Below are 21,529 nucleotides of genomic sequence, written 5' to 3' on the forward strand. Positions count from 1 at the left end.
CACCTGCGAGGGCACCGCCCCCGCCGGCACCACCACCGCCAGCCTCCGCGTCTTCGTCGACGACACCGGCTACGGCGACACCCACCTCGTCGACAACGCCTGGTTCACCGAGGCGACCGGGGGCACCACCCCGGCTCCCCAGCCCGAGCCCGCGCCGGACCCCGAACCCACCCCGGACCCCGAACCCACGCCGGACCCCGAGCCGACCCCTGAGCCGACGCCGGACCCCGAACCCACCCCGGACCCCGAACCGGAACCCGTTCCCGGTGACCGTCCCAACGCCAGCACCACCGGACACATCACCCCCGCGTCCCAGCTGACCATGGTGAGCGGCTCCGTCATCATCGACGACGCCTGGCTGAACCGGAACAACGGTGGCTCTCGTGTCGTGGAGGGTCGTCACTTCACCGGCCAGGTCACTGTTGCGGCCGACAACGTCACTCTCCGCGACTTCCTGATCACCGGCGGCCAGTACGGCGTCTACAACAACGTCTTCACCGGCAACCCGAGCACCGGGCTGCGCATCGAGGACGGCGAGATCCGCAACACCGAGAACGGCCTGGTCGTCTCCAACGCGGTCGCGACACGGATGCACATCCACCACCAGGGTGCTGATGCCGTGAAGCCCTTCCGCAACGTCGTGCTGACCGACTCCTACATCCACCACCTCGGGTCGATCCCGGACTCCCACGCCGACGGCGTGCAGATGGTCAACGGCAGCAACGTGACCATCCGCGGCAACTACTTCGACATGCCGCACGACGAGCCGGGCTACAACAACTCCCAGGTGATGATCATCAAGTCCGACATCGGTCCCGTCTCCAACGTCGACATCGACGGCAACTGGATCAACGGTGGCGGGTTCTCCGTCCAGATCATCGCCAAGAACGGCTCGGTGACCGGCGTCCAGCTGACCGACAACCGGTTCGGACGCGAGTACCAGTTCGGCCCGCTGCGCATCAAGGGTGGTGCGCAGGTGTCCCGGAGCGGCAACGTCTGGGACGACACCGGGCAGCCCATCTAGCCACCGTCGTCGAACAGCGGTCGACACGACCGAGGGCCGGGACACGAGTCCCGGCCCTCGCCCTGTTCCGCAGGAACGTCCATCGTCGGTTCAGTCCGACCTCGCGAGTACCCCTCGGACGCTGCCCGCGAGGCGCGACAGCACCGCTGGGACCGTCGTGACGATGATGGCCAGGTCCAGCGCCACGGTCCAGTTCTCGACGTAGAAGAGGTCGAGCCGTTCGTAGGTCCTGAAGTTGGGACTGTCCCGCGCCTCGACCTGCCACAGGCCGGTGATGCCCGGTCGGACACACGTCCGGCGCCGGAGCCGTTCACTGAACCGGGCGGCCTCCGCCGGCAGCGCCGGGCGTGGGCCGACGATGCTCATGTCGCCACGCAGCACGTTGATCAGCTGCGGGAGCTCGTCGATGCTCGACCGGCGCAGGAGCTTGCCGAGGCGTGTGACACGCGGATCGGCCTGCATCTTGAACAGCACGCCGCCCTGCCGTTCGTTCTCGGCCCGCAGCGCCTCGAGCCGCTCCTCGGCGTCCACGACCATGGTGCGGACCTTCAGCAGGGTGAACGGCCTGCCCTCCCGACCCACCCGCTCCTGTCGGAACAGCACCGGCCCACCGTCCTGGAGCTTGACCAGCAGGCAGACGAGGCCGAACACCGGGGTGGACGCCACGAGCACGACGCTGGCGACGGCCAGGTCGATCCCGCGCTTGGCGATCTCCGACCAACGGCGCCGCGGGGCGCACTTGACGTAGAGCAGCGGTTCGTGCGCCAACGGTGTCAGGTGCAGCCGCTGGTAGCTGATGCCCTGCAGGCCGCTGGAGAGGTGCACGCCCACCCCAGCGCCGACGAGCGTTCGCACCGCATCGTTGAGCTCCGTGGAGCTCAGGGCCGTCGGGGCCACGAGTGCCCCGGAGGGCTGCTGCTCGGCGAGCACCGACGGCATGTCGCGCAGGGGGCCGCACCATGGCACTCGGTCGAGCCGGCGGTCCGCAGGGTGGGCACAACCACCGACTCGACCCAGCACCACGATGCCCATCTCGGGGTGTTCTCCGACCAGCTGGCACAGGTCGCCGGCCTCGTCGTTGTCCCCGACGAGCAGCACCCGGCGGCGACGCCGGGAGGGCGTCGCCCGGACCACGACCGCGCTGCTCGCGCCGCGGGCGAGGTGCAACGCGACCGCCCCGGCCACTGCGCCTGCCCCGACATGCAGGCCGTCGACGGGGACGAACCCGGCGACGGCCAGCAGGGCGACGAGCGCTGCGGCACCACCGGAGACCTCGAGGATCCGGGCGGTCTGCTGGGTCCGCAGCCACCCGACGCGGGTGTGGGGGGGTCCGAAGCCGGCCACTGCGGCGCCGGACACGACGGCCGGGACGGCCAGTGCCGCCCACGCCGCGGAGGCCGTTGCGAGCGCCTGCCAGGTGACCGCCACCCACACCACCACGAGCACCAGGACGTCGACCCCGACCAGCACCAGGTCCAGCCGCCGCTCGGCGTCGGGCAGCGTGCCCCTGACCCCTGGCCGTCCGGGTCGCGGGACGCCGGGAAACTCGATGGGAAGGACGACCTCGATGTCCCCGTCGGTGGGTTGCACGGCAGGCCACACCCGGTCGGTCGAGCGGCTCACCGCAGCACCACCTCCGGGAGCTCGATGATCGTCTCGACAACGGGGCGGTCGGCGAGCAGGAACGGAAGCGTCGACTCGCGCACGCAGCCGTTGGAGGCGGCGTCCAGCAGGTCCCGCCGTGTCACGTGGTCGGCCTCCACCCACCGGGCCAGCCCCAGCCGGGAGACCTCTCGGGCGGTGACGGCCTGGTGGTCGTCGACGTGCTCGCCGCGGAGGTGCCGACGTGGGACCACGACCGGGTGCTTGCCGTGTTCCAGCGCGGTGAGGATGGTGCCGGTCCCGCAGTGGGCCACCACCACGTCCGCCCAGTCGATCAGCTGCTGCATCTCCGCAGCCGGCACTGCCCGCTCCACGCGGCCCGGCAGTCGATCGTGCCCGGTGGTGGATCCCGTCTGCCAGACGACCTCGTCGTCGGGTCCGATCAGGCGGGCCACGGACTCGACCAGCGCATCGAAGCGGTACGCGTCGTGGGTGCCGAGCGTCACGAGGATCCGCAGGGCCCGGGGGAACGGCTCGCCGTGGCGGTCCGGGCGGTACCCCTCGAAGACCGATCCGGCATAGTGCCAGCGGCGGTCCGCCCAGCGCGGATGCTGGGTGTAGAGGTGGACGTCCGGAGCCACCCGCATCAGCATGCGGCCGCTGAGCGAGGGGCCCTCGACTCGGGACGCGCTCTCGATGTAGTGGCCCGGGATGCCCCTGCGGTTGGCCTCCGCCAGGAACGGGACGGCGATGCCCGCACCGGTGGAGACGACCCGGTCGAAGTGCCCGCCCGACAGGATCTGCCTCGCGAGCTGGTAGTTGCGGGCGGCGTTGCCCAAGTGCCTGGTCGAGGGCCCGTTGCCGGGGATCATGTGCTCACCACAGAGGACCGACCGAGCGGTGAGGCAGTCGTAGCTGATCCACGTCGCGGCGCCGACCGTCGGGAGGAGCCGCGGTACCAGCAACCGGAGCTGGGTCAGGTGTCCCCCGTCTGATGCCACCAGCAACGTCGTCGCCTTCTTCATCGGCCTGCCTCCCTCGTCGTTGCGCCACTGTGCGTGGCCGCTGTCAACGAGCTGTCAAACCTCCAGGGGATGCCCCACGGGCAGCGGCGCACGGCCAACCGTGCCCGACGCGCTCGCCCGTTCCAGCCGCCGCAGGGCCGCGCCACAACCGATGAGGACGAACAGGGAACCGAGGAGGATCCGGTAGGCGAACGCGTCGAAGGTGGCGGTGCTGGCCAGCAACGCCACGATGCAGGCCACCAGCGCGCCGCCGAGGTGCCGGGTCGCCGCGTCCGATCGTGCGGTCGCCGACAGGATCAGCGAGCACACCGCCACCATCGTGCACGCCCACACGGCCAGACCGATGACACCGGTGTCCAGGAGCATTCCGTAGACCTCGTTGTCCAGCAGGAAGTAGTCGTTGATGTTGTAGGTCCCGAACCCCCGCCCGAGCCATGGGTGTTCCTCCCACAGGGCGAGCACGCGGGGAATCCGATCGGTTCGTGCCGTGACGCTCGGATCGTTGCCGGCGTTCTCGAAGAGCGACAGGACCGTGCCGACGAGGCCCGGGACCAGCGCCCACACCCACACGACGAAGGCCAGGCCGGCCACCGACATCGCGGCGCGGCGTCGCCAGCTCCAGCGGCCAGCGACGACCAGGAGGCCCACCACCAGGGAGACCACCGCGGACCGCGACACCGACATGGGGACCGCCGAGCCCAGCAGGATCACCGGCCCCCATCGTCCGGGGAGTCCCCGGCCGACCCGCGGATGGAGCCCGCGGTGCAACGCCAGGGGCAGCAGGGCAGCGGAGACCGTCCCGAACTCGATGGGATGCAGCGCCGTCGCGAACGGTCGGTTGAAGATCGCGCGTTCGCCCACTGACGCGGAGTCGCGGTTGAGCACGAGGCCGGGGAAGTCGATGGCCGTCCATGGATCCCGACCGAACACGAACTGCACGATCCCGATGAGGGCCAGGAAGGCCGCGGCCGTCACGACCCGATCGACGAGGACGTCGAGTCGGTCGCGATCGGCCACCCCGTCCCCGATGAGGAGGGCCACGCCGAACAGGCACGAGAACAGCACGACCGCCCGTGCGGACCCGTTGGTCTCGGCCACGGTCAGCGGTCGCGTGAAGGAGAGCACGTACGTCAGCAGCAGGAACCACCAGAGGGACAGCAGGACCGACCGGATGCGGTCGGGGCCACGGGCGAGGCCCGGGTCCCTGGCGATTCGACCCATCACCCACCACCAGAGGCAGGCACCGGCCACGAAGACCGCTGGCTGGCCGATGGCGCCGAAGGGCCTGACGATCCACCGTGCGGACATCCCGAACGTCAGGACGAGGAACACCGACGTCACCCACACGACGTCGGTGTCCACGTGCATGTACACGAGGGTGGCCACGCCGACGGCGGCGAGGAAGCCGGCGACGAGGGCCATCGTCACTTCGTCGACACCGACACCCGCGACGGTTCGAGGCGAACACTGGTCGGCGTGGGCCAGGAATCCTCCGGCACCCCCGGATCCGCCGACTCCGACGCCGCTGCCGCTGCCGCGTCGCGACGGCGGCGACGACGCGCCCGGTCGAGCAGAAGCCCGTCGACGGCCACGGCCAGGGAGACCGTCGCCAGCAGCCCGAGCCCCGCCACGCCGACGACGGCCCGGTCGACCCGCGGCCGGTTCTCGACCGGTTCCGGTGGGGCGGCCAGGGGGACGGCAACGGTCCTGCCTGCCTCCGGAACACCCTGTCGGGCCTGCAGGCCGTCGAGCAGGCCGCTGGCGGTGGCGACGGCACGACCGAGGGCGTCGGCCGCTGCCTCGCGGGTCGTGGCCTCGACCTGGAGGAGGAACAAGGGCACGGAGTCACGCGGGTCGAAGGTCGTCACGACCTCGACCGACTCGTGCGGCTGCAGGATCGCAAGGGTCTCGGGTGTCGTCATGAGCGCAGCCAGGTGGCGGATCGTGGACGTGTTCGGCGGCAGGCCGGCGGCGGCCTCGCTGTGGTGCTGCAGCAGGGTCACACCGTGGGCGCGATAGGTCGGTGGCAGCGGTGGTGCCTCGGGGTCGACCGGGTCCGGCGGCGGGATCTCCTCGGCTCGCAACGGTGCGGCAAGCGGCTGGAACGTCGTCCGTGCATGCTCCGGCACACCGAGGACGTCCTCCTGCCCGCCGACGAGGCCGGGGAGCCTGCCCAGGAGCGCGTTGGCGACCTCCAGCGCGCGGACGTCGGTCGAGGCCGTCACGTCGACGGCGATCAACGTCCCCGCGGGATCGGCGGCTGCGGTGACGTCGTAGTCGACCTCGTCGCCGCCTGCGACCTCCTGGCGGACCTGGTCGGCTTCGAGCAACACCTCGACGAGGGTGCCGCTGACCGTGGGGACCCCGTCGTCGCCGTCGGCGTCCCCCGCTTCGAGGAGCACCGCCAGCTCGGTGGTGTACACGGCTTCGGCGCTGTCCCAGGCCAAGGAGGCCGCACCAGCCGTGGCCGCCAGCAGCGGAACGGTGAGCCACCACCGTCGGAGGAGCGCCCGCAGGATCGACGTCAGCTCCACGACGCCACCTCCAGGACCGGCTCGGGCACGCGGGCGGCCAGGGGTGGTGCGCCGACCACGACCGCCGTCCGACCGAGCCAGCGCTCCAGCGCGAGGGGGTCACGCCTGTCCCGGTCGGGGTCGACGGGCGATCCGTAGCGTTCGGACACGACGTCACACCCAGCACTTCGCATCCAGCTCCTGAGCACCGCCCCGTCCGTGTGGTGGACCCCGGCAGACGCGAACGCACCCACCCGTGGGATCTCGACCCTGCCGGGACGCCGGAGGGCCCTCGCCACGCGTTCGCGTCGCAGGTTGGGGACGGTGGCGACGATGCGCCCGCCCGGCCGCAACAAGTGGCGGAGCAACCCCAGCAACGCAGGCGGGTTGGGGATGTGCTTGAGGATGTCGTCGAGCAGGATCAGCTCGAACCGGGCGTCCTGCAGCTCGTGGAGCGCGGCGTCCAGGTCGGGTGTGACGGTCGTCAGGCCACGGTCGCGACACAGCGCGCCGAGCACCTCGTCCACGGGCACGGCCACGATCTCGTGGGCGGACGCGAACAGCTCGCGTTCGAGGTCCCCGGTGGTCGCGCCGATGCTGAGCACCGGGCCCGCCACGCCGCTGACCGCGTCGCGGAGGGCGGCGAACGGCCGGCGGCCCCACACCTGTCGTTGCCGGCCACGGACCGGCAGGTCCGATGCGCCGTCCAGGAGGGCCGACGGGCTGCGCAGGCCGTCGCGAACCTCGCCGAGGGCCCGCAGCTGCAGCTCGAAGTCGTGCGGGTCGATGCCGAGGCGGTCCAGGTAGATGTTGGGCAGGTGGTGGACCATGAAGTCCTCGATGGCCGAGAGGCAGATCACCCGCTGGAGGCCGCAGCTCGTGTAGACGTCGGTGGCGGCGCTGACCATCTGGCTGTAGATCCCTGCGTGCGGTGGCACCAGGTAGTTCTTGGAGTCGATCGCGCGACGGAGCTGCGCCCGGGTCAGCACGTACATCGCGGAGTGGGCGTTGGTGAAGCGCGCCACGTCGAGCCCGTTGATGGTCCTGGCCGAGGACGGGTCCCACCGGAAGCTCGTGTGGAACGAGCAGTAGGACCGTGTCCCGGTCGGTCGCTCCTCGAAGCGGAGGAAGCCGGGCACGAGGTGGGTGGGCAGGCGGTCGGTTGCGGCGACGAAGGCGCGCAGGTGTGCCGCGGTCACCAAGGTGTCGTCCTCGCTGTAGACAAACAGGTCGTGGTCGTCGATGCCGTCGGCGAGTACTCGCTGGTGGGCGAACGGCAGGGACCGAGGGTCATCGGTCGGGGCGCCCACCCTGACCTCCACGTCGGGACCAAGGTCCTTGGGTCGGTCGGAGAGCACGACGATCCGGACGTCGTACGGCATCACGCGGTAGGCCGCGAGCACGGTCTCGAGGAACGCCCGGTTCTTCGTGCCGTGGTTGGCGATGGTGACGAGCACACGCATGACGACCGCCTCTGTCGCTGGTTCGGTCGCCACGCGGACGATCGCGTCCGACCGGATACTGCCGATGAAGGATCCTCAGGAGGTGTCAAACACCTGCAAACGGTCGGGGGTCGACCGGCGGCTCGTCGTCTCGAGAGGCAGGACTGCCCGCCCGTCCGCGCAACCGGCCGACAACAAGCTCTGCGCACCCGGGCACGAGGCGCACGGTCGCCGCGACGGCGACCAGCGCGGCCCCGCCGCCGACGGCCAGCAGCCGCACGATGGGGGGCCCGGGGAGGACGATGTCCAGGGCGCTGCCCACGAGCAGGACCAGGACCCCCACCGCGAGGGGCCGACCCAGGTGCCGCAGCTCCTCCATCGGTGGTGTCCCCGCGAACCGACGAACGATGACGAGGTGCACCACGAGCACGGGGGTCGCGAACAGCACCGCCCGGCTGACGGCCATCCCGAACGCCTGCGCGTCGGTACCGGCGTCCTCCAGCAGCACCCCGGCCATGGCGAAGGTGAGCGCGCTGAGGGTGGCCAGTCCTGCCGTGACCGCAGCCTGGAGGAACGGTCGACCGGTGGCCTGCAGCACCGGTCCGTCGACGGCGACGACGGCACGGACGACCCCCACGACGCACAGGACCTTGATCACGGCCGCCGAGCCCTGCCAGCTGCCGCCCAGCGTCTCCGTCAGCGGATCCGCGACGACCACCAAGCACGCCAGGACCGGCACGGTGGACGCCACGCTGAGCCGACCGAGCCGCTCCAGTCGAACCGCCAGCTCGGGGGCGTCGTCCTGGTGCGGGGCGAGTTCCGGCAGGGCGATCTGCTGGACGGGCCCGACCAACGCCGCGACGACCATGTCCACCAACCGGGAACCCAGGCGGTAGATGCCGACGACGAAGGGTCCGAAGAACACCCCGATCAGCAGCGCGTCGGCACGGTTGTTGACGAAGACGGCGAGGCTGGTCAGGAACGCGCCGGAGGAGAAGCCCAGCAGCTCGCCTGCGGCCTTCAGGGTGAACCGCCCCCCGGGTCGCCAGCCGCTGGCGCGCCACAGCGCCACGACCATGACACCAGCCGTCGTCAGCTGCTGGGCCACGAGCGCGTCGACGCCCCACCCGGCCATGGCGCCGAGGATCCCGACCACACCGCCGACGAGCACCGCCACCAGGGTTCGGGTCGCGAGCAACCGGAAGGACATGCTGCGACGGAGGAGCGCCTGCTGCACCGTCGTCAGTCCCTGGAGCAGCACCAGCGGGGACAGGCGGACGATGACCTGCTCGAGCGCCGGCGTGTTGTTGACGTCGGCCCACCAGCCGGCGCCCAGCACGCTGACGACCGTCATGACCATGCTCGTGATCACGACCAGCCAGAAGCCGGTGTCGCGATGGGCCGCGGTCAGCACGCGACGCTGGATCAGGGCCGACGCCATCCCCTGTCGCTGGACCATGTCGATGAAGAGGACGTAGACGATCGCCATCGCGGCGAGCCCGAAGGTCTCCGGCCCGAGCATGGCTGCAAGGACGAACGTGACGGCGACGGAGAGCACCTGTCGGCCGCCGTCCATGACGTAGGACCAACCGGCCGCTCGGCCGAACCGCGTCCGTTCAGCGGAGGACGACATGCCGGCTTCGCCCCGCGCCCTGCCGCCTCGTACGGGGACGCAGGCGCCCCCCGATCGTGTGCACGGCCCATGCGAGGACCTCGCGACCCAGCGGTCCCATCAGGCGGGCGACCCACGGCACCAGCGTCGACAGCGTCGCGATGCGCTCCGGGACCGTGATCGGGGCCCGCCGGACGGCACCCAGATGGGCCCCGACCAGGCGCCATCGGGGGAAGGTGAACCGGGTCGCACGGTCGGGATCGAACCAGGCGTCCCTCGTCCGGGCGCCCTTGATGTGGACCGAGCGTGCAGGGTGCTGCCGGTGCAGGAAGAGGACCTCGGGGACCTGTCGGAAGCGACCGTGCAGGGCGAGCTCGAAGAGCAGGGTGCGATCCGAGCTGCTGTACGGCCCGATCCGGGCAGTGCGGCGCAGCTGCCCCAGGCGAACCACCCCGAAGACCTCCAGGCAGGGTGTTGGGTGGTCCAGCACCGCTCGTCCCCGCGCCGATGGTCGCCGACCCTGCGCGTACCGCAGCGGGGGATGGAGCTCGAGGACCTCGCCCTCAGCGTCGATGTCGACCGCCCTGGGGTAGGCCAGGGACACGCTCGGGTCCTCGCGCAGGATGTCGATGCACCTGGAGAGGAAGCACGGGGCCAGCACGTCGTCGTGTGCGGCCCACTTGAAGTAGGTGCCCCGGGCCAGCTCCACCGTCCGGTTGTAGTTCCACGCCGCCCCACGGTTCACCGGGCTGGTGACGACCCGCATCCGCGGGTCCGTCGCCGCAATGCGTCGGAGGATGTCGGGGGTCTCGTCGGTCGAGCCGTTGTCGCAGGCGATCAGCTCCAGCGCCACATCGCGTTGGGCGAGGATGCTGCGGACCGCCTCCTCGACGAACGCCGCACCGTTGAAGACCGGCAGGCCGACCGAGACCAGCGGCGGCTCGGAGGTGGTGCGGCGGGCGGTCGGCATGTCGTCTCTCTCCTGCTCGTGGCGCGATCGATGGCGGCGACTCCGCCTGGGGCAGCGTTCGGCCGGTGAGTCAACGCAACGTCAAACGACGCACGCCGATGCTCGGCGACCCCTTGTCCCCCTCGGCGGGGCTTGCCACGCTCGTGCTGGGCACGACGTCGACGGCAGGGAGGGCTGCGCATGGGCATCGCTGGCATCAGCCAACGAACCGTGCTCTGGGCGGTGCTCGGCGTTGCCGCGCTGGCAGGGGTCGCCGCGGTCCTGGGGGCGCGGACCGCCCCGGCTGCGACCGGCCCCCCGGCTGGACCGGCGTCCTTCGCGGTGGCCCCCGAGCCCGTTCGCCTGGGCGGGACGGAACGACACGAGACCGCCGCCATCGTCGCGACCGCGGCCTTCCCCGACGGGGCATCAGTGGCCGTGCTGGCACGCAGCGACGTCTACACCGATGCCCTGACCGGTTCGGTGCTGGCCGGCGCGCTGGACGCGCCGATGCTGCTGACCCCCGGCACCCAGCTCGCCGACGCCACGCGTGACGCCCTCGAGACGCTGGGCACGACCCGGGTACTGGTCCTCGGCGGCACCTCCGCCATCGGGGAGGTCGTCGTGAACGGCCTGCGGGACGCGGGTCTGGAGGTCAGCCGGGTCGCCGGCGCCGACCGGTACGGAACCGCCGCAGCCGTGGCCCGGGCTGCCGACGAGGCCGCATCCGTCGGCCTCCTCGATGGCGACCGGCTGGCGTTCGTCGCCAGCGGTCTCGGGTTCGCCGACGTCCTCTCGGTCGGTGGCCTCGCCTACAGCGGCCCCCATCCCATCGTGCTGGCGGGTGTCGACGGACTGCCGCCGAGCAGCCTCGACCTGATGGAGGACATCGCGATCGACCGGGTCGTCATCGTCGGCGGCGAAGCCGTCGTGCCCACCGCGGTCGAGCGGCAGCTCGACGCGCTGGGGATCCCCCATCAGCGAGCCGCAGGCGCGTCCCGCGGCGAGACCGCCACAGCGGTCGCCGACCTCGCGTTGACCGACTTCGGGTTCTCGTGGGACCGGGTCGCCCTCGTCCGCGGCGACGAACCGGTCGATGCGTTGTCCGGCAGCCCGTGGACGGGACGCATGCACGCACCCACGCTGCTGGTGCTGGGACCCTTCGAGCTGGGGCTGTCGACCGAGAACTGGCTCGCCGACCGCTGCAGCCTCGGCGTCGGACTCGTGGCTTTCGGCGGCACCTCGGCCATCACGCCGGCCACGCTGGCCCGAGCGGTACAGCTCGCCGACTGCACCGTCGAACCCACGACCCCACCTCCCGGGGAGACCGAACCCCCGGGACCGGGTACGTCCCAGCTGCTGACGGCGACGCAGCAGACCTTCGAGGGCGGTATCGACGGCTGGGCCCCACGCGGGAACGTCGTCGTGGGTCCCGGCACGACCGGTCGCCTGGACACCTCCTCCCTTCGTCTGGAGGTCTCCGAGGACGGGGTCTTCCCCGACGACACGGGAACCGCCCGAGCCGGGACCACCCCCGGCCGGAACGCCCTGCGAGCCGTCCCGGGACGCGTCCACACGGGGTCGCTGTGGATACGGCCGGTCGGTCGGACCTCGCCGGTCCGCTGCGAGATCCGGTGGTACGACGCCGACGGGACGATCCTGCACACGGCCGGCGGGCCGACCGTCATGGAACGGGTCGGAGAGTGGGTGCAGACGACCTGCTCGGCGTTCCCGCCACCGGACGCCGTCGGAGTGGCGCTCCGGGTCTTCGTCGACGAGGCCACCTGGGGGGACGTGCACCACATCGACGATGCGTCGTTGCTCGTCGTCGACGACGGCGACCCATCGCCCAGCCCCACCCCCAGCACACAGCCGGCCACGCCCCCGACGCCTCCCCCGCCGGCCCCACCGCCGCCGCCCCCGGTGTCCGGCGGCTGGCCCGACGGCCCCGACGACACCGGCATCGCCGCGGTTGGACTGGACGAGGACGACCTGACCGACACGACCACCCTGCGGCTGACCAGCGGCGACGTCGTGGAGAACATGCACGTCCGCGGGACGATCATCATCGAGGAGGGCTCGGCCAACGTCGTGATCCGCAACTCGCTGATCGAGACCGACGGGCGGTACGGCATCCAGTCGGCCTCCGGTGTCACCAACCTGCTGGTCGAGAACGTCACCATCCGCGGGACCGGCGGCTCGCGGTCGGCGGCGATCCTCGCCCGAGGGCAGGGAACCATCCGCGGCGTCAACGCCTCGGCGTTCCGAGACGGGATCAAGGTCTTCTCCGACATGGTCGTCGAGGACAGCTGGATCCACGACCTCGTGCTCATCGGCGAGGCGCACCGCGACGGCATCCAGGCCGTCGGCGGCCGCAACGTGACCATCCGCAACAACCGGATCGAGGGGCCGTACCAGACGTCGACGTCCGCCATGCACATCGCCGCGGACCTCTCCCCGATCACGAACTACACCATCACCGGCAACTTCCTGTCCGGCGGCACCTTCACCGTGTACCTGACCCACAAGGACGACCAGTCGGCTCCGACCGACATCGTCCTGTCCGACAACGTCTTCGACGGAGTGTCGAACGTGCCCTCGAAGCGCGAACCCGCCAACTCGTGGCAGTTCGGCACGTGCTCGCTGCGTCGCGGCGCGCGCTGGACGGTCGAGGGCAACACGTTCGTCGACGGCAGCCCGGACCCCTGCTGACCAGCCGCTCCGACCGACCCCACCGACCACCCCGAAGAGGAGACCGCAGTGCACCCGCGAGACCTGACCACCGTCATCCCCCAGCCGGTCCGCTTCGAGCTCAGGCGCCGCTTCTACCAGGGCGCAGAGCTGCGGTGCGTCCTGTGCGGCAGCCGGGTTCGTCGCCTCGTCGACCACGGCGGGGGCGCGGAGGTGCTCGAGCGCCGCTCGGTGGTGGGCGGGGCACGGCGCCGGGCCGACAAGTGCCCCGTGTGCCACGGCGCGGACCGCACACGCCTGATGATGCTGTACCTGGACACCGAAACGGGGGTGGGCACACGGCCGACCAGGGTCCTGCACGTCGCCCCCGACTTCGGCCTGTACCTGTGGCTGCGACGGCAGCCCGACGTCGACTACACGGCCACCGACCTCGACGCCTCGCGGTACCGCCACATCGGCGGCATGCGCTCTGCGGACCTGACCGACCTCCCGTTCGACGACGCGTCCTTCGACGTGGTGATCTGCAGCCACGTGCTCGAACACGTCCCCGACGATGCGACGGCCCTGCGCGAGCTCCACCGGGTGCTCCGTCCGGGCGGCCATGCCCTCCTGCTCACGCCCTACGCCCTCGACGGCCTCGGCACGGTGGAGGATCCCGACATCGACGATCCCGCGGAGCAGGACCGGCGCTTCGGCCAGTGGGACCACGTGCGCATCTACGACCGGGACGACTTCCTGGCCCGTATGCGCCGAGCGGGTTTCGACGCGAGCCTCTACGACCCAGCGGTCGCCCAGCCCGAGCGGTTCGAGTCGTTGGCGCTCAACCCGCTGGAGCTGCTGCCCGTCGGCCGCACGCACGCCGGATGAGCAACGACGTCGAGCCCGTCGTCTCCATCGTCGTCGTCAGCTACAACACGCGGGAGATGACCCTGGAATGCCTGGCGTCGGTCCACGAGCAGACCACGGTCCCCTTCGAGCTGATCGTGGTCGACAACGCGTCCGGGGACGGGTCCGTGGACGCCATCGCCGAGCGGTTCCCCGAGGTGGAGCTGATCGCCGAGGAGGTCAACCACGGCTTCGGACCGGCCCACCGGCTGGCGCTGGCTCGAGCCACGGCCCCCTGGGTGCTGTTGCTCAACCCCGACACCGTCGTCCTCGACCATGCGATCGACCGCCTGCTCGACTTCGCCCACCGCACGCCCGACGCCGGCATATGGGGTGGGCGAACGCTGTACGCCGACGGGTCGTTGAACCCCACGTCCTGCTTCGCCCGCATGACGCTCTGGTCGATCCTGTGTCGGGTGCTGGGACTCAACGGGCTGTTCCCGGCCTCGTCGCTGTTCAACTCCGAATACTACGGCCGCTGGCCCCGCGACACCGAACGGCAGGTCGACATCGTGACCGGTTGCCTGCTGCTGATGCGGCGGGACGACTGGGACCGTCTCGGCGGGTTCGACGACACGTTCGTCATGTTCGGTGAGGAGGTCGACCTGTGCTTGCGCGCCCGACGGGCGGGCATGGCTCCCCGGGTCACCCCGGACGCCACGATCATCCATCACGGGGGTGCCAGCGAGCCCGTCCGCGCCGAACGCATGGTGCAGCTCATGCGGGCCAAGGTCCTGGTGCTGCGGCGACACCTCCCCCGCTGGCAGCGGCACCTCGGTGTCGCCCTGTTCCGGCTGTGGCCCTGGACCCGGGCCCTGTCCTCGAAGGTGGTCAGGCAGGGCTCCGGTCCGGTGTGGGACGAGCTGTGGGCACGGCGGGACGAGTGGTGGGACGGCTGGCCCGAGCGGCCTGCCACTCGCGACGCGGCCGAGGCCCTACCCGTCGGCTGACGACGGCCGCGCCTCGACGAGCGTCCGGCCCGGGGCACCGTTCCATCCCTCCTGCAGCTCCGCAGCGTTGCCGCGGACGAGCAGTGACACCATTCGTCGGGCCCGATACAGCCGGATCCAGGTGGTCCCGAGCACGGCCATCCACCGGCTCCTCGGTCCCTCGACCCTGTCCGACACGAGAATCCCGAGGACCTCGACCGGCGGTGAGGCGGCGACGGCGACCGCGCGCAGGAGGAACCACGACCGGGCTCGACGGTCGGCGCCGAGCTCGGCGGCGTCGTGGGACAGCAGCCGGTCCCACTTGCACCGCAGCGCCGTGCGATCGGGTCGAGCCGCGGTGGTGATGCGCATGTCGTCCACGTAGGCGATCCGCAGGCCCAGCGCGGTCGCACGGCGCCCCCAGTCCCGGTCCTCGGCGATGTCGCGGCCACCGAACGGTCCCACCCGACGGAATGCGTCCCGCCGGACGGCCATGTTGAGGGTTGCCGTGTAGCCGTCGCGTTCGACGTAGAGGCGCATCCGGTAGCCGAACACCAGCTCGTGCGCCTCGACCATGGACGGTCGCCCCGGGCGTCGTGGCACGACCGTCACCTGTCCGCCGATCACGTCGACCTCCGGAGCGGCGGCGAACCGATCCACGATCGTCCGCAGCCAGCGCTGGTCCGCTCGGCAGTCGGCGTCGATGAACGCCAGGATCGAGCCCGCAGCCACGGCCGCCCCGTGGTTGCGGGCTCGCCCCGGCCCGGGTTCCGCCTCGCACAGCAGCACCGTCCCGGGCACCTCGGCACACACCTGTTCGGGCAGCTCCACCGATCCGTTGTCGACGACGATCACCTCGTGCGGCGGGGCGTCCACCTGCCTCGCGAGGGAGGCAAGGCAGGCCCGGAGGCCATCGGCATCGTTCAGGTGCGGGACGATCACCGAGACGAGCGGACCGGCGTCGGTCATGCCACCACCATCGGCGCGCGAACGCCCACGGTGCGGAGCATGTCGCTGATCTCGTCGGAGTAGACGGCGTTCATGACGACCACCAGGGAGACCGTCAGGTCCCGCAGCTCGTGGGGACCGACGACCTGCTGGGCGGTCACCGGGAGGTACCGGCCGCGCTTGCGGGAGCTGACGTCCACCACGATGGCCGCGTCGGCCCCCGGCACGAGGTTGCAGAACGTGACGCCCTTCGACCCCGCACCCCACACGACGACATCGCCGTCCCGCGACGCCCGCAGGATCTCCTCCCCCAGCTCGGCGATCCGTGCGGCGAACCGCCGGCCGAACCCGGCGCACGACTCGATGAGCTCCTGTCGACTGGGCGGCGCTGGCGCCGCACGCGGCGACCGGTCGGTCCACGCCTCGATCCAGGCGAACTGGCCCCCGAAGGTCGTCCCGGTCCGGATGGGCTCGTAGCCCGCCGCGGCGAGCGTTCGTGCCAGCGTGCCCTCGTCGAAGTACAGCGGATGTTCGTAGATGACGTCCCAGACGGCGTCGCGTCGGATCATGTGCGCGGCATCCGGCACCTCGACGTAGATCGGCAGCCGGCCGCTCCGGGGCACGACCGCCTCCCGGACCTCCCGCAGGAACGCCACCGGGTCGGGGACGTGCTCGAGCACGTGCCGGCACACCACGAGGTCGGCGGCCAGCGGGTCGTCGCTGCGCTCCACCCGGACGTCGGTCAGCGACGAACCCGACCGGTCGTCGTCCTCCCGGTGCGAGGGATCCCAGCCGGTCCCCGTACAGCCCGACGCCTCGCAGACAAGGGCGAGGAACTCACCGCTACCGGCCCCGACCTCGACCACGGTGCCACCCTCGGAGAGGTAGCGGTCGGCCAGCCGCTGGGCGAGCGCCTCCGCCCAGCTGGAGAACGTGGCCGACCCGTGCAGGGAGTTCTCGTAGTCCGGGCCGTAGGCGACGGCCGAGGGAACGAACGCGGTGTTGGCGATCAGGCCGCACCGGGTGCATGCGACCAGCCGCACGTCCCCGGTCGCGGCCGACCGCGCGTCGCCGGGATCGGCGAACAACACGTTGTTGAAGACCGGGACGTCGGCCAGGCCCAGGAACTGGATGGTCGCGTCGTCACCGCACCCCGGACACGAGTCGTCGAGGTCGAGGACGATCTCGGCAGGCGCCGGGGTGGTCCGCAGCGTCGCCATCAGACGGCCACCAGCCTGGCACGGACACCCATCGCGTGGAGCGCCTCCCCGATCTCGCCCACGTACACCGGGTTCATGGCCACGACGAGCGACGGCTGGTAGTCCCGCAGGAACTCGGGCGGGACGATCCGCTGGCCGCCGCCGGCGATGTAGCGACCCCGCTTGTGGGGGTTGATGTCCACGGCGTAGTGGATGGGCGACCCGGCACCCATCGCCCCCAGGTAGGACACCCCCTTGGAGCCCGAGCCCCACACGACCACACGGCCACCGTCTGCGGCGACGGCATCGACGAGCGATCGCGTCTCGGCCAGGCGGGCAAGGACCGTGCTGCGGAACCGCCGGACTGCCTTCCGGAGCACGTCGACGTCGTCCTCGAGCTCGAGCACCGGGCCCAGCGTTCGTCCGGAACCGGCCGGACGGGCCTCCAGCAGCAGGTACTGGTCGTCGTAGTCGCGCTCGACCCGCTCGACGACGAAGCCGGTCTCGCGGAACAACCGCACCAGCGACCCTGCGGAGAAGTACGTGCAGTGCTCGTAGTACAGGTCCCAGAAGGCTCCTTCGTCGAGCACGCGGAGGACGTCGGGAACCTCCCACAGCACCGGGATGTCGCGATCGCCGATCCCGCGGCGCACGGCGGCCATGAAGGACCGCACGTCATGGATGTGCTCCAGGGTGTGGCGGCAGACGACCGCGTCCTGCGTGATGGGGCCGTGGTCGTCGGTGAACACGTCGCGGACCCACTCGATGTTGCGTACCGTCCGTCGTTCGGGATGGATCCCCGGGTCGATGCCCACACCGGCGCCGAGTCCCGCCTCGACCATCCATTCCAGGAACTCGCCCTTCCCGCAGCCGATCTCCAGCGCGGTGGCACCGGTGAGCCCGTGATCGGTGACCCATCGTTCGGCCAGCGCCCGACCCCAGGCCACGAAGCGGTCGGAGTAGGCCTGGGTCTCCTCGTAGCGCTGGGAGTACTCCGTTCGACCGGGCTCGAAGGCCCGGTTGGTGATCAGGCCGCAGTCCTCGCAGAAGGCGAGCAGCAGCTCGCCGACCGGAAGCGCGGCCACCTCGTCGAGGTCGTCCAGCAGCAGGCAGCTGTTGGTGGGAACCTCCTCGACGTGGTGGAAGTCGGTCAGGTCGGGGCTGCCGCACGCCGGGCAGCGGACGATCGGGGCGCTCACGTGATCACCGTCGGTTCGGGGATGGGGACGATGAACGTCCCGCCGCGGCTGACGTACTCGGCCTGCTGGGCCACGATCTCCGGGGCGAAGTTCCAGGCGAGGACGAGGACGTCGTCGGGTTGGTCCTGGAGCAAGGCCTCGGGTGACCTGATCGGGATGTGCACGCCGGGCACCAGCAGGCCCTGCTTGTGGACGTTGCGGTCCACGACGTACTCGATCAGCTCGGTGCCGATCCCGGCGGTGTTCAGCAGGGTGCTGCCCTTGGCCGCGGCACCGTAGGCGGCGATGCGTCGCCCGCTGGACCGTCGCTGCCGCAGCATCGCCAGCAACGACTCGATCGTCTCGTCGACCCGCTCGCTGAAGCTGGCGTAGTAGTCCAGCGACGGCACCCCCTCCGCGGCCTCCAGCGCCAGCAGCGCCCGTACCCGTTCGGAGACGTCGCGTTGTCGTCCGCAGTGCCAGCGCAACGTGCCGCCGTGCAGGTCGGGGAAGTACTCCACGTCGTTGAGCGACAGGCCGTTGTCGCGCATCAGGTTGTCGACCGACGTGCACGAGAAGTAGCTGTGGTGCTCGTGGTAGATCGTGTCGAACTCGCCCTTGCGGACGAGGTCGCGGACCCACGGGTTCTCGATGGTCACGACGCCGTCGTCGGCGAGCAGCAGCGCCATGCCCTGCACGAACCCGCGCAGGTCCGGCACGTGGGCCATCACGTTGTTGGCGATGATGACGTCGGCACGCAGCCCGTCGGCGACCAGTCCACGCGCCACCTCGACCCCGAAGAACGCCGCGAGCGTGGGCACGCCGATGGCCCGTGCGGCCTCGGCCTGGCCGGGCGCCGGGTCGATGCCGAGCACCTCGATGTCCTGCTCGACGAAGTTCCTCAGCAGGTAGCCGTCGTTGCTGGCGATCTCCACCACGAGCGAGTCGCCGTCCAGGCCGCGGTCGGCGATCAGGCGCTCCGCGTGGGCCCGGCTGTGGGCGAGCAGATCGTCGCTGAATGAGGAGAAGTACAGGTAGTTGTCGACGAACAGCCGCTGGGGCGGGACCTCGTGGAGGATCTGCACCAGCGTGCAGCCGGCGCACCAGGCCACCTCCAGCGGGTAGGACGGGTCGTGTCGTCCCGCCTGCTCGGGTTCGACGAACGCGTCGGCCAGCGGGGTCTTGCCGAGCGACAGGAACGGGCGCAGGTCGGCGCTGCCGCAGGCCCGACAACGGGTGATGCGAACGGCGCTCACACCAGCACCTCCTTCGGCTGCCAGCGCAGCGAGCCATCGAGCGCCCCACGGTCCATCAGGGACCGGACGTGTCGCAGGCGTTGCAGCCGCCCGCCCTCCAGCCATTCGCGGGTCAGTCCCTCGGCCTCGTACAGCCGACGCAGCTCCTCGGCACCCTCCCGGACGGTCCATCGCGGGGTGGCCTCGGGCAGGACCTCGGCCAGCTTGCTGCAGTCGACCCGGTAGTTGCGGGTGTCGGGTCCGGCGCCGGGCCCGAACCCGATGGTGCTGCCCTCGACGACGTCGGCCACGATCTCGGCCACGTCACGGATGCGGTAGTTCTCGCTCGTCGTGCCGACGTTGAAGGCCTCGCAGTGGATCCGTTCACGGGGGGCCTCGATGCAGGCCACCATGGCGCGGGCGATGTCCTCGACATGCACCAGCGGCCGCCATGGAGTGCCGTCGCTCTTGAGGAGCACCTGTCCGGTGGCCACGGCGTAGCCGGTCAGGTTGTTGACGACGAGGTCGCCACGCAGCCGGGGCGACACGCCGTAGGCGGTGGCGTTGCGCAGGAACACCGGGCTGAAGTCATCGGTGGCCAGCGCGGTCAGGTCGCGTTCGGCAAGCAGCTTGGACTCGCCGTAGGGGGTGACCGGGCGGAACGCCGCCGACTCGTCGATCGGCGCGTTGCCGTGGGCGCCGTAGAGGCTGCAGGAGGAGGAGTAGACGAACCGTTGGACCCCTGCCTCGCGTGCGGCCCGGGCGACGTTGACCGTGCCGCGGTGGTTGATGTCGTAGGTGGTCTCGGCGTTGAGGTCACCCAGCGGGTCGTTGGAGATGGCCGCCAGGTCGATGACCGCGTCGAACCCCTGGAGGTGGGATGCATCGGCGTCCCGGGTGTCCATGCGCAGCGCAGGCAGCGGGACCGGGCGCGGGCCGATGCCGCAGCGTTCGTACAGGAAGGTGTCGAGCCCCATGACCACGTGGCCGTGCCCGAGCAGCATGGGGACGAGGACGGTGCCGATGTAGCCGGCGTGGCCGGTGACGAGGACGCGCATCGTGGTCACCAGACCTTCCAGAGCGGCTGGTCGGCCCACAGGGCCTCGAGGCGCTTGCGGTCGCGGATCGTGTCCATGCACTGCCAGAACCCGTAGTGGCGGTAGGCCATGAGCTCACCGTCCTTGGCCAGTCGGATCAGCGGTTCGAGCTCGAACTGGGTGTCGTCGCCGTCGATGTAGTCCGCGACACCCGGCTCCATGACGAAGAACGCCCCGTTGATCCAGCCCTCGCCGGTCTGGGGCTTCTCGGAGAACTCCGCGACCCGGTCGCCGTCGAACTCGAGGTGGCCGAACCGGGCCGGTGGACGTGCGGCGGTGAGCGTGACCAGTCGACCGTGCGAGCGATGGAAGGCCAGCAGCGCGTCGAGGTCGACGTCGCTCACCCCATCGCCCCAGGTCAGCATGAAGGTGCCGTCGGTGCCGAGGAAGGGGACGAGGCGCTTGATCCGACCCCCCGTGGCGGTCGGCAGGCCCGTGTCGACCAGGGTCACCGACCAGTCCTCCACCGTTCCGCCGAGGCGCCGCACCTCACCCCGGCCGAGGTCGACGGTCAGGTCCGACGCCAGGGACGCGTACTCCAGCAGCCACCGCTTGATGACGTCGCCCCGATAGCCCAGCGCGATGCCGAAGTCGGTGTGCCCGAAGCTGGCGTAGTACTTCATGATGTGCCAGAGGATCGGCTTGCCCCCGATCTCGACCATCGGCTTGGGCCGAAGCTCGGTTTCTTCGGCGAGCCGGGTGCCGAGGCCCCCAGCGAGGATCCCTACCTTCATCGCGTACCCCTTCGTGATGGCGAGTCGGCGGGCAGTCGTCGACACCGCCGGCGGTTCGGCGCGAACGGTGGGCGCGTCGTGTCAACCCGTCGCAAAACCCCCCGAGGTCCCTCGGGTGGGGGTGCCCGGCGCACAACGGCGTGTTTGCAGCTTGTTCACACCGGGGGCGTTCGGTTGGTGGGCCTGTCGAGAGGTCGGGCAGGTCGACCAAGGACGTGTTGAGCACCGATGGGACGCCGTGGAGAGGGTCGAGGACGACTGCTGACCGGCCTTGCCGCGCTGTCGTTGCTCGTGGCCATGGTCGGCCCCAGCGCCGCGCAGCAGGCCGGTCCGCTCGCATCGGATGACTTCTCCGGTGGCATCGACCCCACCCGCTGGACCGTCGTCGACCCCCTCGGCGACGGCACCGTCACCGCCACCGGCCAGGGCACGTCCGACGCCACCGCCGACCTCACCGTGCCCGCTG

At 71.0% G+C, this 21,529-nt stretch carries 18 protein-coding genes; 5 read left to right on the forward strand and 13 right to left on the reverse strand.

Translation table 11 applies throughout. From position 1 onward, the window contains the following. Positions 1–1,024 (forward strand): right-handed parallel beta-helix repeat-containing protein (locus CUC05_RS23815; RefSeq protein WP_205712520.1); only part of this gene is annotated, 1,024 nt, incomplete at its 5' end. A gap of 90 nt (positions 1,025–1,114) precedes the next feature. Here CUC05_RS23815 and CUC05_RS23820 read toward each other — a convergent pair. The 7 genes from CUC05_RS23820 to CUC05_RS23850 form a co-directional block, all read right to left on the reverse strand. After that, entirely contained in the window at positions 1,115–2,647 is a 1,533-nt protein-coding gene (locus CUC05_RS23820; RefSeq protein WP_157965961.1) for a sugar transferase, read from the reverse strand. After that, on the reverse strand, positions 2,644–3,651 hold the full coding sequence (locus CUC05_RS23825; protein WP_108668652.1) for a glycosyltransferase: 1,008 nt from the start codon (positions 3,649–3,651) through the stop codon (positions 2,644–2,646). Before CUC05_RS23825 ends, CUC05_RS23820 begins: the two co-directional genes overlap by 4 nt. A 54-nt stretch (positions 3,652–3,705) precedes the next feature. Then, positions 3,706–5,073, reverse strand: coding sequence for an O-antigen ligase family protein (locus tag CUC05_RS23830; protein WP_108668653.1), 1,368 nt, complete (start codon positions 5,071–5,073; stop codon positions 3,706–3,708). A 2-nt stretch (positions 5,074–5,075) separates the two neighbouring features. Beyond that, positions 5,076–6,185 (reverse strand): hypothetical protein, encoded by a 1,110-nt coding sequence (locus tag CUC05_RS23835; protein WP_108668654.1) that lies wholly within the window; start codon positions 6,183–6,185, stop codon positions 5,076–5,078. Next, positions 6,176–7,627, reverse strand: coding sequence for a methyltransferase domain-containing protein (locus tag CUC05_RS23840; protein WP_157965962.1), 1,452 nt, complete (start codon positions 7,625–7,627; stop codon positions 6,176–6,178). Before CUC05_RS23840 ends, CUC05_RS23835 begins: the two co-directional genes overlap by 10 nt. An 85-nt stretch (positions 7,628–7,712) precedes the next feature. Next, complete coding sequence (locus CUC05_RS23845) at positions 7,713–9,239, reverse strand: lipopolysaccharide biosynthesis protein (protein WP_108668656.1); 1,527 nt, start codon at positions 9,237–9,239, stop codon at positions 7,713–7,715. Further along, on the reverse strand, positions 9,223–10,188 hold the full coding sequence (locus tag CUC05_RS23850; protein WP_108668657.1) for a glycosyltransferase family A protein: 966 nt from the start codon (positions 10,186–10,188) through the stop codon (positions 9,223–9,225). Before CUC05_RS23850 ends, CUC05_RS23845 begins: the two co-directional genes overlap by 17 nt. Positions 10,189–10,368: 180 nt before the next feature. Between CUC05_RS23850 and CUC05_RS23855 the strand changes: the two genes are divergently transcribed. Genes CUC05_RS23855 through CUC05_RS23865 form a run of 3 tightly spaced genes read left to right on the forward strand, consistent with a single transcriptional unit; the run spans position 10,369 to position 14,693 of the window. Next, positions 10,369–12,879: a cell wall-binding repeat-containing protein gene (locus CUC05_RS23855; protein ID WP_108668658.1), complete on the forward strand. Its 2,511-nt coding sequence runs from the start codon at positions 10,369–10,371 to the stop codon at positions 12,877–12,879. 48 nt (positions 12,880–12,927) lie between these two features. Continuing rightward, positions 12,928–13,725, forward strand: a complete 798-nt coding sequence (locus CUC05_RS23860) for a class I SAM-dependent methyltransferase (RefSeq protein ID WP_108668659.1) — start codon at positions 12,928–12,930, stop codon at positions 13,723–13,725. Further along, positions 13,722–14,693 (forward strand): glycosyltransferase family 2 protein, encoded by a 972-nt coding sequence (locus CUC05_RS23865; RefSeq protein WP_108668660.1) that lies wholly within the window; start codon positions 13,722–13,724, stop codon positions 14,691–14,693. The genes CUC05_RS23860 and CUC05_RS23865 overlap by 4 nt, the downstream gene beginning before the upstream one ends. Here the strand turns inward: CUC05_RS23865 and CUC05_RS23870 are convergent. From CUC05_RS23870 to rfbF, 6 genes are read right to left on the reverse strand one after another with little or no spacing between them, the layout of a single operon-like run. Continuing rightward, entirely contained in the window at positions 14,679–15,641 is a 963-nt protein-coding gene (locus tag CUC05_RS23870) for a glycosyltransferase family 2 protein (RefSeq protein WP_108668661.1), read from the reverse strand. The genes CUC05_RS23865 and CUC05_RS23870 overlap by 15 nt on opposite strands. Beyond that, complete coding sequence (locus tag CUC05_RS23875; RefSeq protein WP_108668662.1) at positions 15,638–16,840, reverse strand: class I SAM-dependent methyltransferase; 1,203 nt, start codon at positions 16,838–16,840, stop codon at positions 15,638–15,640. Before CUC05_RS23875 ends, CUC05_RS23870 begins: the two co-directional genes overlap by 4 nt. Next, positions 16,840–18,018 carry a class I SAM-dependent methyltransferase gene (locus tag CUC05_RS23880; protein ID WP_108668663.1) on the reverse strand — a complete coding sequence of 393 codons (1,179 nt, stop codon included), beginning with the start codon at positions 18,016–18,018 and terminating at the stop codon, positions 16,840–16,842. The genes CUC05_RS23875 and CUC05_RS23880 overlap by 1 nt, the downstream gene beginning before the upstream one ends. Beyond that, complete coding sequence (locus CUC05_RS23885; protein WP_205712521.1) at positions 18,015–19,253, reverse strand: class I SAM-dependent methyltransferase; 1,239 nt, start codon at positions 19,251–19,253, stop codon at positions 18,015–18,017. The genes CUC05_RS23880 and CUC05_RS23885 overlap by 4 nt, the downstream gene beginning before the upstream one ends. Then, a complete protein-coding gene (locus CUC05_RS23890; protein ID WP_108668666.1) occupies positions 19,250–20,290 on the reverse strand; it encodes an NAD-dependent epimerase/dehydratase family protein in 1,041 nt (346 codons plus the stop codon). The genes CUC05_RS23885 and CUC05_RS23890 overlap by 4 nt, the downstream gene beginning before the upstream one ends. 5 nt (positions 20,291–20,295) lie before the next feature. Beyond that, positions 20,296–21,063 carry a glucose-1-phosphate cytidylyltransferase gene (gene rfbF, locus CUC05_RS23895; protein ID WP_108668665.1) on the reverse strand — a complete coding sequence of 256 codons (768 nt, stop codon included), beginning with the start codon at positions 21,061–21,063 and terminating at the stop codon, positions 20,296–20,298. 228 nt (positions 21,064–21,291) lie between these two features. On the opposite strand from rfbF, the gene CUC05_RS23900 reads away from it, so the two are divergent. Then, positions 21,292–21,529, forward strand: a 238-nt coding sequence (locus CUC05_RS23900; protein ID WP_157965963.1) for a hypothetical protein, incomplete at its 3' end; no start/stop codon positions are given.

The organism is Euzebya rosea, assembly GCF_003073135.1.
Lineage (GTDB): Bacteria > Actinomycetota > Nitriliruptoria > Euzebyales > Euzebyaceae > Euzebya > Euzebya rosea.

What these genes read in the sequence shown, in the direction of transcription:
- CUC05_RS23825 (WP_108668652.1), bottom strand. Translation starts at nt 3,651, where the DNA reads ATGAAGAAGGCGACGACGTTGCTGGTGGCATCAGACGGGGGACACCTG.
- CUC05_RS23830 (WP_108668653.1), bottom strand. Translation starts at nt 5,073, where the DNA reads ATGGCCCTCGTCGCCGGCTTCCTCGCCGCCGTCGGCGTGGCCACCCTC.
- CUC05_RS23840 (WP_157965962.1), bottom strand. Translation starts at nt 7,627, where the DNA reads ATGCGTGTGCTCGTCACCATCGCCAACCACGGCACGAAGAACCGGGCG.
- CUC05_RS23845 (WP_108668656.1), bottom strand. Translation starts at nt 9,239, where the DNA reads ATGTCGTCCTCCGCTGAACGGACGCGGTTCGGCCGAGCGGCCGGTTGG.
- CUC05_RS23850 (WP_108668657.1), bottom strand. Translation starts at nt 10,188, where the DNA reads ATGCCGACCGCCCGCCGCACCACCTCCGAGCCGCCGCTGGTCTCGGTC.
- CUC05_RS23855 (WP_108668658.1), top strand. Translation starts at nt 10,369, where the DNA reads ATGGGCATCGCTGGCATCAGCCAACGAACCGTGCTCTGGGCGGTGCTC.
- CUC05_RS23865 (WP_108668660.1), top strand. Translation starts at nt 13,722, where the DNA reads ATGAGCAACGACGTCGAGCCCGTCGTCTCCATCGTCGTCGTCAGCTAC.
- CUC05_RS23870 (WP_108668661.1), bottom strand. Translation starts at nt 15,641, where the DNA reads ATGACCGACGCCGGTCCGCTCGTCTCGGTGATCGTCCCGCACCTGAAC.
- CUC05_RS23875 (WP_108668662.1), bottom strand. Translation starts at nt 16,840, where the DNA reads ATGGCGACGCTGCGGACCACCCCGGCGCCTGCCGAGATCGTCCTCGAC.
- CUC05_RS23890 (WP_108668666.1), bottom strand. Translation starts at nt 20,290, where the DNA reads ATGCGCGTCCTCGTCACCGGCCACGCCGGCTACATCGGCACCGTCCTC.
- rfbF (WP_108668665.1), bottom strand. Translation starts at nt 21,063, where the DNA reads ATGAAGGTAGGGATCCTCGCTGGGGGCCTCGGCACCCGGCTCGCCGAA.